Here is a 15,482-nt window from a genome sequence, read left to right as displayed (position 1 = left end):
ATGGCGGCGGCGGAACGGACGGCGGCGGACATTCCCTCCTTCCGGACTGAGGCCTTCATCGACGGGGCCTTCCATCCGGCAGCCTCGGGCCGCACCTTCAGCGCCGTCAATCCGGCCACCGGCCATGCCATCGCCGAGGTGGCGGCCTGCGATGCCGAGGATGTGGACCGGGCGGTAAAGGCCGCGCGCCGCGCCTTCGAGGATCGCCGTTGGGCCGGGCAGCGGCCGCTGGAGCGCAAGCGCGCCCTGCTGCGCTTCGCCGACCTCATCCGCGCCCACCGCGACGAACTCGCGCTGACCGAGACGCTGAACATGGGCAAGCCCATCTCGGACGCCCGCGCCATCGACGTGCGCGCGGCGGCCGATTGCTTCGCCTATTACGGGGAGTGCTGCGACAAGGTTTATGGCGAGGTCGCGCCCACCACCGACGACAACCTCGCCCTCGTGCTGCGCGAGCCCCTCGGCGTGGTCGGCTGCGTCACGCCGTGGAACTTCCCGATGATCATGGCCGCCTGGAAGGTGGCGCCGGCGCTGGCCATGGGCAATTCCGTGGTGCTGAAGCCGGCGGAGGAAAGTCCGCTCACCGCGCTCCGCCTCGCCGAGCTGGCCGCCGAGGCCGGCATTCCGGACGGTGTGTTCAACGTGGTGCCGGGGCTCGGCGTCGAGGCCGGCAAGGCGCTGGGGCTCCATATGGATGTGGATGCCATCGCCTTCACCGGGTCCACCGAGGTCGGCCGCTATTTCCTGCGTTATTCCGCCGAGAGCAACATCAAGCGCGTCGCCCTTGAGCTGGGCGGCAAGACCGCCTTCGTGGTGGCTCACGACGTGGCCGACCTCGGCGCCGTGGCCGAGGCGGTGGCCGGTGGCATCTTCTTCAATCAGGGCGAGATGTGCACGGCCGCCTCCCGCCTCCTCGTGGACAACCGCATCCGCGCCGAACTGGTGGAGCGCGTCGCCGCGCTCGCCCCGCGCTGGATGCCCGGCGATCCGCTCGATCCCGATGCGCCAGCGGGTGCGGTGGTGAGCCGCGAGCACCAGGGCCGCATCCTCTCCGCGATCCAGGCCGGCGGAGAGAGTGGCGCGCGGCTGGTGACGGGTGGCACGGCTGTGCGGACCGAAACCGGCGGAGCCTTCGTGGCGCCGACCGTGTTCGACGACGTGGCCCCCTCTTCCGCGCTGGCGCAGAACGAGATCTTCGGGCCGGTGCTGTCGGTGATCGGCTTCGATGGGCTGGACGAGGCGGTGGAGATCGCCAACGGCACCGTCTACGGTCTCGGTGCCTCGGTGTGGAGCGCCGACCTTGCCGCCGCGCACAAGGTGGCGCGGCGCTTCAAGGCCGGCATCGTCTATGTGAACTGCTTCGACGCCGACGACATCACCACCCCCTTCGGCGGCGTCAAGCAATCCGGCTTCGGGCGCGACAAGTCCCTGCACGCGCTGGAGAAGTATTCCGACCTAAAGACGGTGTGGACGCGGCTTTAGGCTTGTCGCAGCCAGCTGTTCCACTTTCCGTTGCCGTCATGCCCCGGCTTGTCCGGGGCATCCACCTTTCGGCCCGTGCGATGATCCCGAAGCGCGGACAATCGGCGGGGTGGATCCCCCCGGACAGGCCGGGGATGACGCATGGAGCTGAAGGGACGATCCCTCACCACCGCTCCAGCAGATGCGTCTCCTCGGTCGCTTCCCACTGCCCCTTGAGGGCGTCCGGACGGGTGACGGCATCAAGCTGCGTCACCTGAAAGCCGGCATCATGCAGCGCATGGACCTCTGACGCTGGCACCGAGAAGGGCGGGCCGCCGACGAGGGACTGGTCGTAGACGATCGTTACCACCAACTGCGGAACCGCACCGGTGATGGCCGCGACATGGGCAGCGTAGCGCGGCCGCATGTCGGGCGGCAGAGCGATCAGGGCGGCGCGGTCATAGACGGCATCCACCGGCCCGAGCGTCTCGGCTTCGAGGGCGAAGATGTCGCCCTGGAAGATGTCGAGGCCGGGCGCGCTGAACCGTAGCAATTCGCCGGCTTCGGTGATCTCAGGCGCCACCTCCAGCTCGGCGAACAATTCCTCCACCGCGATGCGGCTCAGTTCCGCGCCGGCCACGGCGAAGCCCTGGCCGAGCAGGTAGGCGATGTCCCGCGTCTTGCCGCACAGGGGCAGGAAAATGCGCGCGCCGGGCGCAAGGCCGAGGCGCGGCAGGTGCTTCACCAGATGGGCATTGGGCTTTCCCTCGTGAAAGCCGATCTGCTTCGTCTCCCACCGCGCCTGCCAGAACCCCGGTTCCATGCCCTCGCCTCCACACGCTCGATCCACCGGCCGCAGCTTTAGCAGATCGGGCGGGCGGCGACAGCGCGGGGGTGGCCCACGGCCCCGCTTTCGCGCTAGAACCGCAGAGGTTCAACACGGAGCATCGCCATCGTGACGTCCGCCCCCCTGTCCAACTCCACCGCCCACTGGCGCGCGCTGGACGCGGCGCACCACCTGCACCCGTTTTCCGATACGAAGGCGCTGAACGCCGAGGGGGTGCGGGTCATCACGCGGGCCGAGGGGGTCTTTGTCTTCGATAGCGACGGCAACAAGATCCTCGACGGCATGTCGGGCCTGTGGTGCTCGCAGGTGGGGCACGGGCGGCATTCGATCGTCGATGCCATCGCCCAGCAGCTTTACCAGCTCGATTATTACAACACCTTCTTCAAGACCACCCATCCCGGTGCGGCGGAGCTGGCGGCGGCCATCTCCGAGGTGGCGCCGGCCCACATGAACCATGTGTTCTTCACCTCCGGCGGCTCGGAGGCGGTGGATACGGTGCTGCGCATGGTGCGGCACTATTGGGCGGCGCTGGGCAAGCCCGAGAAGCACATCTTCATTTCCCGCCGCAACGGCTATCACGGCTCCACCATGGGCGGCGCCTCCCTCGGCGGCATGAAGCCCATGCATGCGCAGGGCGGGCTGCCCATTCCCGGCATCATCCACGTCGCCCAGCCCTATTGGTGGGCCGAGGGCGGCGAGATGAGCCGCGAGGATTTCGGGCTTTTCGCCGCCCGCGAGGTGGCCCGCGCCATCGACGAGGCGGGGCCGGAGAATGTGGCCGCCTTCATCGGCGAGCCGATCCAGGGCGCCGGCGGCGTCATCATTCCGCCGGCCAATTACTGGCCCGAGGTGGAGAAGATCTGCCGCGAGCGCGACGTGCTCCTGATCTGTGACGAGGTGATCTGCGGCTTCGGGCGCACGGGGCGCTGGTTCGGCGCCGAATACATGGGCGTGAAGCCGGACCTCATCACCTTCGCGAAGGGCGTGACCTCTGGATACTTCCCGCTGGGCGGGGTGATCGTCGGCGATCATTTCGCGGAAGGCTTCATCGAGCACGGCGGCGACTTCAACCATGGCTACACCTATTCCGGCCATCCCGGCGGCTGCGCGGCGGCGCTGGCCAACCTGAAGATCATGCACGAGGAAAAGCTGGTGGACCGGGTGCGGACCGATATCGGCCCTTACCTGCAGGAACGCTGGCTGAAGCTCGCCGAGCATCCGCTGGTTGGCGAGGCACGCATGGTGGGCCTTATTGGCGCCATCGAGCTGACGCCGCAGAAAGCCACCCGCGCCGCCTTCGCATCGGAAGAGGGCACGGTGGGCCTCATCTGCCGCGATTTCTCCTTCAAGGAGGGGCTGGTGATGCGCGCGGTGCGCGACGGCATGATCCTCGCCCCGCCCTTCACCCTGTCGCACGAGGAGGCGGACGAACTGGTCGCCACCGCCTGGCGGGTGCTGGACCTCACCCATGCGGAGTTGATCAAGCGGGGGATGATGGTTCCCGTCCCGCGCGTGCCTGCGAAGGCCGTGGCGAGCACCTGAGCGCGCCGCGCACGGCAAAGCCGAAGTCAAAGATGGCGGCGGTGGGGCGAAGGCCAAGGTTTTCGCCCCCGGATTCCTCAAGTCAGTCCCAGGTATCTGCAGCTCTTGGATGCTGCCGGGAACGTTTTTGCCTCCACCACTGTTTCTGCTGCGATCTGAATGCAGCAGGAGAGGTAAGATGCGAAAGACGTTGCTGATGAGTACCGTGATCGCCGCCCTTGCGGCTCCCGTGATCGCTCCCGCCGCGGCCTTCGCGCAGGCCTCCACCGCTACGGGCGCGGTGGGCGGCGCGGCTGTCGGCGCCGTGGTCGGCGGCCCCGTGGGCGCGGTGGTTGGTGGCGTGGTGGGTGCGGGTGTCGGCGCTGCCGGCGAGCCGTCCCAGGAAGTGCGCACCTATGTGATGAAGGAGCGCCGCCCGTCCGTGCGTATGGAGCAGGAGGTGGTGGTCGGCCGCCAGCTCCCGCCGAATGTGACGCTCTACGATATCCCGCAGAACAACGAGTATGAATACACGGTGGTGAACGACCGCCGCGTCATCGTCGAGCCGAAGACCCGCAAGGTGGTCTATATCGTCGAGTAATCACCCGACAGGTACCGCGTCGAAGGCGCCGCCCCCACGGGTGGCGCCTTTCGCGTGTCAGGCGACCGGCGCCGACTCCGCGAATGCCGGATGCGCGGCGCTGAAGGCGTCGAACCACGTGACGAGCTTGGGGTGATCCGCCCGCCAGTCTCCGCCGAAGCGGAAGTCGAACCAGCCGAGGGCGCAGGCCAGCGCAATATCGCCCGCGTTAGGTGCGCCGGAATAGGGCTCGACTTCCGCTTCCAGAGCATCGATCGCACGATTGCGCTTGCCCGCCTGATGCTCCAGCCAGCGCTCTTCGTGCTTCTCCTGCGGCCGGAAGCGCGCCTCATAGAGAATGAGGATGCCCGCATCCATCATCCCGTCCACGAGGGCTTCCCGGCGCAGAACCTTGATGCGCGCAGCCGGCTCGGTGGGCAGGATGCGTCCGTCTCCCGCCAGATGGTCCAGATAGGCGAGGATCACGGAGGAATCGAACAGCACTTGCCCATCGTCCGTCAGCAGCGCGGGGATCTTGCCCAGCGGATTCTGCTGGCGCAGCGTGTCGTTGGGGTCGAGCGTGTCGGCGGGCTCCAGCTCGAGCGGAATACCGAGAATGGCCGCGGCGACGCGTACCTTGCGCACGAAGGGAGAGGTGGGGGAGTGGCGGAGCAGCATGGCGGGGTCCGTCGGGACGGGGAGGGGACCTCTGGATAGCGCGGCCACGGTCGTGCTGCCACGCAAAATCAGCCGCATCGCGCCGGGTTGTCGTCGTTACCCTGATATTCCGGTGGGGTCAGCCCGCCTCGGTGAGCCACGACACCCGTGCCCGACCTTTGCCGTCCCGCGCCAGCAGCGGGGCGAGGGCGTTGAGCACCGTTTTCATCTCATCCGCCAGCGTGAAGGGCGGATTGACGATGATGAGGCCGGAGCCGGAGAGCGTGTCCAGCGCGCGCACCTGCGCGAAGTCCAGTTCCACCCGGAGCGTCTTCGGCAGCTTCAGGTGGGCCACGTCGCGGCGGAAGGCGTCCACCGCGCGCAGGTCCTTGATGGGATACCAGAGCATGAAGATGCCGGTGGCGAACCGCCGGTGCGCCGCCTCCAGCCCCGCCACCATGCGCTGGAACTCGCCCGGCTCCTCGAACGGCGGGTCCACCAGCACCACGCCGCGGCGCTCGCGGGGGGGCAAGTGCGCGGCAAGCGCCTGCCAGCCGTCCTGGGCGAGGATCTTCACCCGGCCCTCGGCGCCAGGCGCCTCGGCCACGCGCTTTTCCAGCTTCGCCCGCTCTTCCTTGTGCAGTTCGCAGAACAGGAACTTGTCCTGCGGCCGCGCCAGCGCGAGCGCGAGCGCCGGCGAGCCGGGATAGAGCTTGCGGCCGCCTTCGCGCAGCGATCGCACGCAATCGAGATAGGGCGCGAGCAACGCCGCGGCGGGGGCGGGGAGGGTGCCTGAATCCTGCGCGGCGAGCACCGCCTCGATGCCCGCATCCGCCTCGCCGGTCTTGCGCGCATTGATGCCGTCGAGATCGTAGAGGCCGGCGCCCGCATGGGTGTCGAGCACGCGGTAGGGCGAGTCCTTCTTGCCGAGATAGGCGAGCACGCGGGCGAGCGCCGCATGCTTCATGACATCTGCGGGATTTCCGGCGTGGAAGGCGTGGCGATAATTCATCTCGGCTCGGCGATGGCGCGGAAGGGAGGATGTGGATGGCGCGGGCAGCTGTGACGTGACGGTATTGTGGCCCTAGTGCCGCCGTGCGACCGTCCCGGCGTGACGCATGGATGCCGGCGCGTCAAGCGGCAGTGTTCCGCGCGCGGCCCCGCGTCCGCAGGAGGGAAACATGAAGCCTCTCGTTCTCGCGCTGTCCCTTGTTGCCACCCTCGCCGCCGCGGCCCCCGCCTCGGCGCAGCAGACCCCTTCCCTCGTCGGTACCTGGAAGGGGCCGAGCGACGGCGTGGGCATGGAAATGGGCTATGTGAACTCGGATTACGGCCTCGTCATCGAGGAGCAGCGCGGCCGCTCCTTCAAGGGCAAGGTGATCTATCCGGTGCCCGGCGGCACCAAGTCCGAACCCATCCACGGCACCATCACGCCTGATCTCAAGACCGTCTACGTGGTGGGCGACGACGGCTTCCACATCGGCACGCTGCAGCCCGACGGAAAGTTCGACCTCTGCTACCTGGAGGTGGACGACGACGACGCGCTGGCCCTGTGCGCCCGCCTCGCCAAGCAGCCGTAACCAAACCCGATCGGCCGGCGGGCCTCAGCGCCCGCCGCGCACCGGCGGCAGCACCATGCGCGAGAGCCGGCAGGTGCGGCGGTCCACCTCGGGGCAGGGCTGGAAGGCGAGATCTCGGCTCAGGCACACCCGCACTTCCCTGAGCCGCCGCCGGTCGCAATCCACCGAGATCATGCCAGCCTCCAGGCCGGGATTGGCCGCGCGGAAGGCATCTTCCACCTCCTGCGGCGCGACCATCTTGTAATCATCCAGCCGGCTGAATTCGGCGGGGATGACGACCTTCGCCTTCGCCGCACGCACCTGATCGAAATAGGCCTGGGGCGACAGGCCCGAGCAGGTTCCGTGCTTCTTCCACTGGTAGATGACGAGCCGACGGCTCGGCATCACGTCCAGCATGGAATTGACCAGCGGGTTGGGCACATAGGGCGGCGGGTTCTGGCAATAGTCCGGGAATCCGCGCTCATATTGCGGCCACAGGCCATGCACCACGAAGGCATAGGGGCGCGTGAGCGAGCATTGCGGCTCGCTGTCGGCTCGCTTGCCCTGGTCCTCGCAATAGGTGGGAGACCAGGACAGGGACAGGACGTAGAAATCGAACTGGCCGGGCTGGCCCTCCGCCCGCGCCGGGCTATGGGCCGCCAGCGCAACGAGCAGGGCGAAGCCGACGGCGCACTGGCCGGCGAAAGCCCGCAGAATCTCCCCGAAAGGCCGCGTCACGGACCTGCCATCTTGCAGGACGGGGCGTAGGCATAATTGCGGTCGAGCCCGACCACGCACCAGTCCACGCCCCAGGTGGCGCCGATGAATCCGCCATCCTCGATGATGGAGTAATAAATGGTGCGCTTCTTGAGATCGTTGGTGAAGACGGTGCCGCGGCAGAACCGGCGCGGCTGGTATTCCTGCCCCCACGGGCGGAAGGCGATCTCGTGCACCTTCTCGAAATCGGTGATCGAGAGGCTGGAGGCCCAGAAGCGGCGCTCGGTCTCGGCGAAGCGGGTGGCGATCAGATCGAGCGCCTCCTGGCTGTCGCAGGCCGGCACGACGCCGGAATAGTTCGGGCCCGAGAGCCAGAAGTTCAGCTCCAGCAGGTTCGCCGCCTTGGCCGGGGCGAGCGAGGCGGGGGCAATCGCGAGCGCGGCCACGGCCGCCGCGGCGGCGATGCGGCCGACGGCGCCGCCCAAGGCCGCGCGCATGCGCTTCATAGTGCCGGCAGCCTTTTCGCCAACGGCTTTCGCGCCCAGCGCCCGCTCACCCATGGTCGTCTCCACTTCGGCCTCTTGCCCTTCCGGGCGTACCTCGGCGGGACGATGCGGCGGGCTTTGGCCGCGGTCAAGGACGCGGCGGCAACACCTTAAGAGAAAATGAACGAGCGGTTCGATGGCGGGTGTCGTGCTCTCGCCGGAAAAGCCGGGCAAGCTCGCATCGTCCGACTCGCGGGAGGAGCCCCAATGCCGCAAACGACGCCCCACCTCGTGGCCGCCGACCGGACCGCAGGCCAGTCCTCCAGCCAAACCCAGGCCCTGCCGCGATTCGCCACCGGGCGGGAGGCGGCGCTGGAGATGCGGCCGGACCAGCCGGTCTATTGCTTCCGGCCGGATGTGCTGGCGGCCGATGCCGCGTCCTTCCTCTCAGCCTTTCCAGGCAAGACGGCCTATGCCGTGAAGACCAACGGCGAGTCCATGGTGCTCGATGTGCTGGCGCGCTCGGGCATCAACGCGTTCGACGTGGCGTCGCCCGCCGAGTTCGCCGCCGCCCGCGCCGCCGCGCCGGGGGCTGAACTCTTCTACATGCACCCGGTGAAGGCGCAGTCGGACATCCGCCTCGCCCTGGAGCACTACCGCATCCGCGCCACCGCCCTCGACCATGAGGACGAGGTGGCGAAGATTCTCCGCATCGTCCGGGCGCTCGATCTCGACCCGGAAGACCTCACCTTGTTCGTGCGCATCGCCTCCAAGGGGGAGGCGGCCTATGAGCTGTCGCGCAAGTTCGGCGCGGCGCCGGGCCATGCGGCGGAGCTGCTCCAGCGCATCCATGGCCTCGGCATCCGCTGCGGCCTGTGCTTCCACGTGGGCAGCCAGGTGGAGGATGTGGACACCTACGCCCGCGCCGTCGCCACCGCGGCCGAAGTGCGCGATGCGGCGAAGGTGCCCATCTCGGTACTCGACGTGGGCGGCGGGTTCCCGGCGACCTATGCGGTGGACCCGCGCCGGCCGGTCCCGCCCATGCCGCCGCTGAGCGAGATCGTCGGCGGGCTGATGGGGGCGGTGGAGCGGCATGGCTTCTCCGGCGTCCCGCTGGTGGCGGAGCCGGGGCGGGTCATCGTCGCCCGCGCCTTCTCGGTCATCGTGCGGGTGCTGCTGAAGAAGGGCCAGCGGCTCTACATCAATGACGGCGTGTGGTCGTCTTTGTCGGATTCGTGGACCGGCAAGATCCTGCTTCCGGTGCGTCACATTCCCGATCCCGCCCGCCGCCGCCGGCCGGGGCGGCCAGACGTGACCGCCCCGTTCCGCATCTACGGCGCCACCTGCGACAGCGTGGACGTCCTCACCCGCCCCTTCTATCTGCCGGAGAGCGTGGACACCGGCGACTGGATCGAGATCGGCCACATCGGGGCCTATTCCCTCTCTTTGCGCACCCGGTTCAACGGCTTCTACCCCGACACCTTCGTGGAGGTGACGACGCCGTTCGACGCCGGCGAAGCGCCGGACGGCTTCGCCGAGCCGGAACGGCGGGGCGGGGTGGAGGGGCAGGAAGAGCGGTGACGTCAATCTGAGCCGTCATGCCCCGGCTTGTCCGGGGCATCCACCGTGCCGACAGCGTGATCTCTGAATCATCATCGGCACTGGCCGCCAAGTGGATCCCCCGGACAAGCCGGGGGATGACGGCCGCATGGGATGGCGATGCTTGCCCTAGAACCAGATCTTCTGGGTCTCCCGGCCCTTGTAGAGGTCGGCGACATATTCGCCGTAGCCGTTGAAGAGTTCCGTGGGGATGCGCTGGCCGGTGGCGATGTCCTCTTCGGTCGCCTGGCTCCAGCGCGGGTGCGGCACCTTGGGGTTCACGTTCGCCCAGAAGCCGTATTCGGAGCCCTGCAACTGCTCCCAGAAGCTCACCGGCTGCTTGTCGGTGAAGGTGAAGCGCACGATGCCCTTGATGGACTTGAAGCCGTATTTCCACGGCAGCACCAGCCTGAGCGGCGCGCCGAACTGGTTGGGGGCGGGCTTGCCGTAGACGCCGGTGACGAGGAAGGCGAGTTCGTTGGTCGCCTCCTCCAGCGTCAGGCCTTCCACATAGGGCCACGTATAGCGGAAATCCCGCTGGTTGGGCGCGACCTTCGGATCGAGGAAGGTCTCCATCTTGATGTATTTCGCGCCCGAGGTGGGGGCGGCCAGCGCCACCAGGTCTTTCATGGGAAAGCCGGTCCACGGCACCGCCATGGACCACGCCTCCACACAGCGGTGGCGATAGAGGCGCTCCTCGAACGTCACCTTCTTGAACAGATCGTCGATGCCCATCTCCTGGGGCTTCTCGACGAGGCCATCGATCTTCACGAGCCACGGCCGGCGCTGGAAGCGCGTCATGGAGGGGCCGACCACCTTGCCGTAGCTGAACTCGTAATAATTGTTCACGAGGCTCGACTTGGCCTCCGGCGTCACGGGCCGCTCAAGGGTATAGCGAGGATTTCGCGCCGCGGGGTATAGGCCGGCCGACGGGTCCGGAACATCACCGACGCGCTGGGCTGCGGCGGGGCTGGCGATTGTCCCCACGCCGAGGCCGGCGAGGAGCATGGCTCCCGCGCCCATGGCTTGCCGGCGATTGAGATAGACGTTCTCCGGCGTCGCCGCCGATTCGGGCAGTTCCCAGCCGCGCCTTGATCTGATGAGCATTCAATGTCCTCCGTCGCGGCGCCAAGATCGGGGGCGCGCGATGACGGAGCAAGTCACACAGGCGTGTCTCACACGGGCGTGTAGGCGCTCACTGCGGGGCGGCGGCGGAGGGTTCGAGCGTCAGCGTCGCGCCGGCGATGGAGACGCTGAGCCCGCTGTCCGACGAGACGCTGAGCGGTTGGAGCGTCACCTGCTTGGTGGCGTCGTCGGAGGCGAGCATGTTGGCGGAAAAGCCCGGACCGACGGAAAAGCCGGTCGAGATGCCGATATATTTCCCCGCCAGCGCGCCGGGCGCCACCGCCGGCGAGGTCGCGATCACCGCCCACAGCATGCTGGCCTGATCGGAGACGCCGAAATCGAGGCCGACGCGCTCCATGGTGCCGCTGTAATAGTGGTTGACCCCCAGGGAGGGCCGGTACTCGCATTTCACCGTGCGGGTCGAGCCGAAGCCGTAGCCGGTGGCGAAGGCGCCGCGGCACTCCAGCAGGCCCGCCGCAACCTGGGGCATCGCCGGCCCGGCGGCGAAGGCCGGGAGCAGGGCCAGGGTGGCACCGAGGCCGGCGCACGTGATCGCCATGGAACGGGACAGGAAGTTGGACACGCCGCACCCTCCGCACAGGGATGGCGCCTCGGCGGGAACACGCCCGTTCCGGCCGAGGCGAAGCTCACTCTGGCACGACAGCTGCGGCCCTTTTGTGATGGGCCGCGAAAAGCCGTCAGTTCGGCAGGAGAACGAGGGTGAGGTCGGCGACGCCGGCGGCCACATCGGCGCCCACCATGCCTTCCACCGAGACGGTCTGCAGGGCGATCTGGTTGCTCGAGCCACCCAGCAGCACGTTGGCACCTGCACCGATGGTCCAGGCCGCGTCGGCGGAGACGCCGATATAGCTGCCGGCGATATCGCTCGGGGTGGGCGTGGCGGTGGGGGCGAACACCGCCCAGGCCAGGGTGTCGGCGGCGAGCACGCCGAGATCAATGCCGAAGCGGGCGATGGTGCCCTTGTAGCGCGACAGCACCACATAGGGCTGGACGGTGGTGTTGCGGAATTCGCAGGCCGCCTCGCGCATGGAGCCGATGACGAAGCCGATGGACGGCGCCACCTTGCAGACCAGCATGCCGGACTGGACCATCGGTCCGGTGGGCGGCGGCGGCAGGGGCACGGGCGCGAGAGTCTGGGCGCCTGCCGGCATCGCGGCGGCGAAGAGGGTCGAGGCAGCAAGAAGGCCGGCGGCGATGGTGGCGCGCATGAATGATCCCCCGGAGAGCGACCCTGAAGAGGTACGTTGCCCGGGAGTCCCGCGCAATCTCCACCGCTGACGGCTTGGCGCGAGCGGAATCATCTGGCTGGGCGGGGGACAGGGGAAGGCCTGAAAATGCTCGCGCCCCCGGTTGGGCCGGGGGCGCGGGGCAGTCTTGCGCGTGGGGCAGATGCGGCTGCGGCAGGCGGCAGTTCAGCCGTCACGCCGCAGAGCGGGGCCGAATCAGCGCAGGGTGAGGTCCGAAACGCCGAGGGCGAGGTTGAGGCCGGTCTGGCCCTCGAGCGACAGCGGCTGCAGCGCGAAGGTGTTCTGCGAGCCGCCCACGAGGACGTTGGCGCCGAGGCCCACGCCGATGGAGGCCGAGCCGGCCGCACCCACGTAGGTGCCACGGAGGGCGCCAGCCGGAACCTTGGCGGACGGAGCGAACACGCCCCACACCAGGGTGCCGCGGCCGTTCACGCCGATGTCGAGGCCGAAGCGGCGCACGGTGCCCTGATAGGTGCCACGCTTGGCGCCGCTGACAGCCGGGCGGAACGCGCAGGTCATCTCGCGCACCGAGCCGATCACGAACGCCACGTTGGGCGCCATGTTGCAGGTCAGCGTGCCCACCTGGACGCGGGACTGGGCCGAAGCGGGAAGCGCACCGGCGACGAGGACGGCAGCGGCGGCGAGGCCGGCCTTGAGGACAGTCTTCATGATGTCGTTCCTCCTGTGGGAAGCGGGCGGGTCGAATCCGGCGCCCGACGACCGCGCAGCCTTAGCCCAGACTTCACCGCTGCGCCAACGCTCCAGTTCGCGCCGGGTTCCGTTTTCGCGTTTCTGTGGCAAATCCCACCCTGCCGGAACGTCACTTTGCAAGGAGGTGGCTTTGCAGGGAGGCGGGCGCGCGACGATGGCCGCGCGCCGTCGGGCTCAGGTGAGGGAGCCGCAGAAGCGCTGGATGCGCCGGCAGGCCTCTTCGAGGTCCGAGGTGGCCGTGGCGTAGGAGATGCGGAAGGCCGGGCCGAGGCCGAAGGCCGAGCCATGCACCACCGCCACGCCCTCGGCATTCAGGAGTTCGGTGGCGAACACCTCGTCATTGGTGATGGTCACGCCGCCCGGCGTCGTCTTGCCGATGGTGCCGGCGCAGGACGGGAAGACGTAGAAGGCGCCTTCCGGCTTCGGGCAGGTCAGGCCCTTGGCCTGGTTGAGCATGGAGACCACGAGATCGCGGCGCTCCTTGAACACCTTGTTATTCGCCGCGATGAAGTCCTGCGGCCCGTCCAGCGCCTCGAGCGCCGCCCACTGGGCGATGGAGGAGGGGTTGGAGGTGGACTGGGACTGGAGCGTGCCCATCGCCTTGATGAGCGCCTCCGGGCCGGCGGCATAGCCGATGCGCCAGCCGGTCATGCAATAGGCCTTGGACACGCCGTTCATGGTCAGCGTGCGATCGTAAAGGGCGGGCTCCACCTGCGCCGGGGTGACGAACTTGAAGTCGTCATAGACGAGGTGCTCGTACATGTCGTCGGTGAGGATCCACACATGGGGATGCTTCACCAGCACGTCGGTGAGCGCCTTCAGCTCGTCGAAGCTGTAGGCCGCGCCGGAGGGGTTCGAGGGCGAGTTGAAGATCAGCCACTTGGTCTTCGGCGTGATGGCGGCTTCCAGCACCTCGGGACGCAGCTTGAAATTGTCTTCCAGCGTGGTCATCGCCGGCACCGGGGTGCCGCCGCAGAAATTCACGATGTCCGGATAGCTGACCCAGTAGGGCGCCGGAATGATCACCTCGTCGCCCGCATCCACGGTGGCGAGAAGGGCGTTGAACAGCACCTGCTTGCCGCCGGTGCCCACCGACACCTGCGAGGGCTTGTAGTCGAGCCCGTTCTCGCGCTTGAACTTGCGGCAGATGGCGGCCTTCAGCTCGGGAATGCCGTCCACGGCGGTGTACTTGGTCTCGCCGCGACGGATGGCCGCGATGGCGGCTTCCTTGATGTTGTCGGGCGTGTCGAAGTCCGGCTCGCCGGCCGAGAGCGCGATGATGTCCCGCCCCGACGCCTTCAGCTCCCGCGCCTTGTTGGAGATGGCGATGGTGGGGGAGGGATTGATGCGCTTGAGGGCGGACGAAAGGAGGCTCATGGCCTTGGGGCTCCGGGACGCGCGATCGTGGGCGGAGCGGATGCCGCGGCACGGGCGCAACGATGACAGGTCGAGGGCCGGCCGGATGCCGGCGGCGGGACACTAGTTCAGAGCCTTGCCGCGAACAAGCAAGGATCGTGAATGTCGCGCCACGCCGGATTGATGGATCGGCGCGCGGTGCGGCCCGGTGCAATCGGGGCTTGCGGCCGCCCCGGCCTGCCGCCACATGCTCGGCGGGGCTGGGAGGACGATCGAGGTGCTGACGCTCTATTCCACGCAGTCGTCGGGCAATTCCTACAAGGTGCGCCTGATGCTGGCGAAGCTCGGCCGGCCGTTCCGCCTCGTGGAGGTGGACATCTTCGCCGGCGAGCACCGCACGCCCGAATTCCTCGCCATGAACCTGGAGGGGCGGGTGCCGCTCCTCGATGTGGACGGGCGCTTCCTCGCCGAGTCGAACGCTATCCTGTTCCATCTCGCCGAGGGCACGCCGCTTCTGCCCGCCGACGCCTTCGCCCGCGCCGAGGTGCTGCGCTGGATGTTCTTCGAGCAGAACAGCCACGAGCCCGGCATCGCCACAGCCCGCTTCTGGCTGCGGCAGGTGCGCGGCGGGCGCGAATTGCGCGCCCATGACGTGGATCGCTGGATGGAAGAGGGCTACGCGGCGCTCAAGGTGATGGAGCGCCACCTCGCCGCGCGCCACTATTTCGTCGGCGATGCGCTCACCATCGCCGACATTGCCTTGTTCGCCCACACCCATGTGGCGGAGGAGGGGGACTTCTCCCTCGCAGCGTTCCCGGCCGTGCGCGGCTGGCTGGCGCGCGTCGCGGCGGAGCCGGGCCATGTGGACATCGAGTGGCGGCCCGAGATCCGGGGGGCCGAGCCGGTCCTCGCCTGAGCGGCGCGATGGCGCGGCAGAACAGCGGGGATGGCTCGCGCGTCCGTGAGCGTTCGACATCATCTTGCCATCATCCGTGATGGCTAAGCCGCCGTGGCGCCACGATTCTTTTCCACCCTGCCTTGTGTCGGCGGAACTGATTCGCCCCTTTTTACGTTGCCAGAGTGCGCGCGGAACAGGGGATGAGGAGGCTGCCCCAATGAGCGAGACCATCATGTCCGGACGTTGTGACGTCGGCGGTTACATGGAAGCAGGGCACTTTTCCCTCACCCGCCGGGCCGTGCGCCAGTCGCCGGCGGATCCCGAACTGCTGGCCCGTGCCGTGCGCGCCCACAAGGAGGGTGACGCTCTTGCGCAGGCGGTGCTCACCTTCGCCCTCATGGTGGCAATCGGTGCGGTGGCGCTGGTTCTCGGCGGCCATGCGGCGATGGCAAGCGACCTGATCGCGGGAAGCGTCAAGGATTCGTCCGGCTTCCTGCTGTCCCTCGGCGCGGTAGGTGGCGCGGTTTTCCTGTCCGCGCTTGCCGCCCGGCGCGTTGCCACCTCCCGTCTCGCAACCGCCCGCGTCGAAGCCCGGACGCGTGCGCGGCGTTGATCCGGCGGCGCGGCACACGCCCACGCCGCTGAATTCCGTGCTGCCGGACGCCCAGCTCGCCGCCGGTCCGCGAACGAAACGGCGG

17 protein-coding genes are annotated in these 15,482 nt (G+C 68.4%); 7 read left to right on the top strand and 10 right to left on the bottom strand.

The genetic code is table 11. The features are described from left to right. On the top strand, positions 1–1,482 hold the full coding sequence (locus tag J2126_RS06175; protein ID WP_209484894.1) for an aldehyde dehydrogenase: 1,482 nt from the start codon (positions 1–3) through the stop codon (positions 1,480–1,482). A gap of 163 nt (positions 1,483–1,645) precedes the next feature. Here the strand turns inward: J2126_RS06175 and tmpT are convergent, their stop codons facing one another. Next, positions 1,646–2,284, bottom strand: coding sequence for a thiopurine S-methyltransferase (gene tmpT / locus J2126_RS06170; RefSeq protein WP_209484892.1), 639 nt, complete (start codon positions 2,282–2,284; stop codon positions 1,646–1,648). A gap of 132 nt (positions 2,285–2,416) precedes the next feature. Here tmpT and J2126_RS06165 point away from each other — a divergent pair, with 132 nt between their 5' ends. Further along, complete coding sequence (locus J2126_RS06165; protein ID WP_209484890.1) at positions 2,417–3,850, top strand: aspartate aminotransferase family protein; 1,434 nt, start codon at positions 2,417–2,419, stop codon at positions 3,848–3,850. Between the two features lie 178 nt (positions 3,851–4,028). Then, positions 4,029–4,430: a DUF1236 domain-containing protein gene (locus J2126_RS06160; protein WP_209484888.1), complete on the top strand. Its 402-nt coding sequence runs from the start codon at positions 4,029–4,031 to the stop codon at positions 4,428–4,430. Positions 4,431–4,487: 57 nt separating this feature from the next. Here J2126_RS06160 and J2126_RS06155 read toward each other — a convergent pair whose 3' ends face one another. Next, positions 4,488–5,087 (bottom strand): glutathione S-transferase N-terminal domain-containing protein, encoded by a 600-nt coding sequence (locus J2126_RS06155; protein ID WP_209484886.1) that lies wholly within the window; start codon positions 5,085–5,087, stop codon positions 4,488–4,490. A gap of 118 nt (positions 5,088–5,205) precedes the next feature. After that, on the bottom strand, positions 5,206–6,078 hold the full coding sequence (locus tag J2126_RS06150; RefSeq protein ID WP_209484884.1) for a 23S rRNA (adenine(2030)-N(6))-methyltransferase RlmJ: 873 nt from the start codon (positions 6,076–6,078) through the stop codon (positions 5,206–5,208). A gap of 169 nt (positions 6,079–6,247) precedes the next feature. Between J2126_RS06150 and J2126_RS06145 the strand changes: the two genes are divergently transcribed. Next, entirely contained in the window at positions 6,248–6,646 is a 399-nt protein-coding gene (locus tag J2126_RS06145; protein WP_209484882.1) for a hypothetical protein, read from the top strand. 24 nt (positions 6,647–6,670) lie between these two features. On the opposite strand, the gene J2126_RS06140 is transcribed toward J2126_RS06145, so the two are convergent. Together J2126_RS06140 and J2126_RS06135 are read right to left on the bottom strand one after the other, a co-directional pair. Continuing rightward, positions 6,671–7,363 (bottom strand): ribonuclease T2 family protein, encoded by a 693-nt coding sequence (locus tag J2126_RS06140; RefSeq protein ID WP_348634242.1) that lies wholly within the window; start codon positions 7,361–7,363, stop codon positions 6,671–6,673. Next, positions 7,360–7,839 (bottom strand): hypothetical protein, encoded by a 480-nt coding sequence (locus tag J2126_RS06135; RefSeq protein WP_209489900.1) that lies wholly within the window; start codon positions 7,837–7,839, stop codon positions 7,360–7,362. The genes J2126_RS06140 and J2126_RS06135 overlap by 4 nt, the downstream gene beginning before the upstream one ends. A gap of 327 nt (positions 7,840–8,166) precedes the next feature. Here J2126_RS06135 and J2126_RS06130 point away from each other — a divergent pair, with 327 nt between their 5' ends. Next, positions 8,167–9,408 carry an alanine racemase gene (locus J2126_RS06130; RefSeq protein WP_209489898.1) on the top strand — a complete coding sequence of 414 codons (1,242 nt, stop codon included), beginning with the start codon at positions 8,167–8,169 and terminating at the stop codon, positions 9,406–9,408. 147 nt (positions 9,409–9,555) lie between these two features. On the opposite strand, the gene msrP is transcribed toward J2126_RS06130, so the two are convergent. The 5 genes from msrP to J2126_RS06105 all read right to left on the bottom strand — a co-directional run bounded on the left by msrP (position 9,556) and on the right by J2126_RS06105 (position 13,907). Next, positions 9,556–10,533: a protein-methionine-sulfoxide reductase catalytic subunit MsrP gene (gene msrP / locus J2126_RS06125; protein ID WP_209484881.1), complete on the bottom strand. Its 978-nt coding sequence runs from the start codon at positions 10,531–10,533 to the stop codon at positions 9,556–9,558. An 88-nt stretch (positions 10,534–10,621) separates the two neighbouring features. Beyond that, positions 10,622–11,134, bottom strand: a complete 513-nt coding sequence (locus tag J2126_RS06120) for a DUF992 domain-containing protein (protein WP_209484880.1) — start codon at positions 11,132–11,134, stop codon at positions 10,622–10,624. Positions 11,135–11,249: 115 nt separating this feature from the next. Continuing rightward, positions 11,250–11,780 (bottom strand): DUF992 domain-containing protein, encoded by a 531-nt coding sequence (locus J2126_RS06115; protein WP_209484879.1) that lies wholly within the window; start codon positions 11,778–11,780, stop codon positions 11,250–11,252. A 234-nt stretch (positions 11,781–12,014) separates the two neighbouring features. Next, the gene (locus J2126_RS06110; RefSeq protein ID WP_209484878.1) at positions 12,015–12,488 is read right to left on the bottom strand and encodes a DUF992 domain-containing protein; all 474 of its coding nucleotides are present in this window, start codon (positions 12,486–12,488) and stop codon (positions 12,015–12,017) included. A 216-nt stretch (positions 12,489–12,704) separates the two neighbouring features. Beyond that, complete coding sequence (locus J2126_RS06105) at positions 12,705–13,907, bottom strand: pyridoxal phosphate-dependent aminotransferase (RefSeq protein ID WP_209484877.1); 1,203 nt, start codon at positions 13,905–13,907, stop codon at positions 12,705–12,707. Between the two features lie 226 nt (positions 13,908–14,133). Here J2126_RS06105 and J2126_RS06100 point away from each other — a divergent pair, with 226 nt between their 5' ends. Next, on the top strand, positions 14,134–14,802 hold the full coding sequence (locus J2126_RS06100) for a glutathione S-transferase family protein (protein ID WP_245327728.1): 669 nt from the start codon (positions 14,134–14,136) through the stop codon (positions 14,800–14,802). 199 nt (positions 14,803–15,001) lie between these two features. Further along, a complete protein-coding gene (locus tag J2126_RS06095) occupies positions 15,002–15,397 on the top strand; it encodes a hypothetical protein (protein WP_209484876.1) in 396 nt (131 codons plus the stop codon). The last annotated feature ends 85 nt before the right edge of the window (positions 15,398–15,482 follow it).

Origin of the sequence: Xanthobacter flavus, from assembly GCF_017875275.1 — a bacterium.
In the GTDB taxonomy this organism is placed as follows: domain Bacteria; phylum Pseudomonadota; class Alphaproteobacteria; order Rhizobiales; family Xanthobacteraceae; genus Xanthobacter; species Xanthobacter flavus_A.
This window is presented reverse-complemented; position numbering and strand designations above follow the sequence as displayed.

What these genes read in the sequence shown, in the direction of transcription:
- J2126_RS06155 (WP_209484886.1), bottom strand. Translation starts at nt 5,087, where the DNA reads ATGCTGCTCCGCCACTCCCCCACCTCTCCCTTCGTGCGCAAGGTACGC.
- J2126_RS06095 (WP_209484876.1), top strand. Translation starts at nt 15,002, where the DNA reads ATGAGCGAGACCATCATGTCCGGACGTTGTGACGTCGGCGGTTACATG.
- J2126_RS06150 (WP_209484884.1), bottom strand. Translation starts at nt 6,078, where the DNA reads ATGAATTATCGCCACGCCTTCCACGCCGGAAATCCCGCAGATGTCATG.
- J2126_RS06110 (WP_209484878.1), bottom strand. Translation starts at nt 12,488, where the DNA reads ATGAAGACTGTCCTCAAGGCCGGCCTCGCCGCCGCTGCCGTCCTCGTC.
- J2126_RS06100 (WP_245327728.1), top strand. Translation starts at nt 14,134, where the DNA reads ATGCTCGGCGGGGCTGGGAGGACGATCGAGGTGCTGACGCTCTATTCC.
- J2126_RS06145 (WP_209484882.1), top strand. Translation starts at nt 6,248, where the DNA reads ATGAAGCCTCTCGTTCTCGCGCTGTCCCTTGTTGCCACCCTCGCCGCC.
- J2126_RS06135 (WP_209489900.1), bottom strand. Translation starts at nt 7,839, where the DNA reads ATGCGCGCGGCCTTGGGCGGCGCCGTCGGCCGCATCGCCGCCGCGGCG.
- J2126_RS06105 (WP_209484877.1), bottom strand. Translation starts at nt 13,907, where the DNA reads ATGAGCCTCCTTTCGTCCGCCCTCAAGCGCATCAATCCCTCCCCCACC.
- tmpT (WP_209484892.1), bottom strand. Translation starts at nt 2,284, where the DNA reads ATGGAACCGGGGTTCTGGCAGGCGCGGTGGGAGACGAAGCAGATCGGC.
- J2126_RS06160 (WP_209484888.1), top strand. Translation starts at nt 4,029, where the DNA reads ATGCGAAAGACGTTGCTGATGAGTACCGTGATCGCCGCCCTTGCGGCT.
- J2126_RS06115 (WP_209484879.1), bottom strand. Translation starts at nt 11,780, where the DNA reads ATGCGCGCCACCATCGCCGCCGGCCTTCTTGCTGCCTCGACCCTCTTC.
- J2126_RS06175 (WP_209484894.1), top strand. Translation starts at nt 1, where the DNA reads ATGGCGGCGGCGGAACGGACGGCGGCGGACATTCCCTCCTTCCGGACT.
- msrP (WP_209484881.1), bottom strand. Translation starts at nt 10,533, where the DNA reads ATGCTCATCAGATCAAGGCGCGGCTGGGAACTGCCCGAATCGGCGGCG.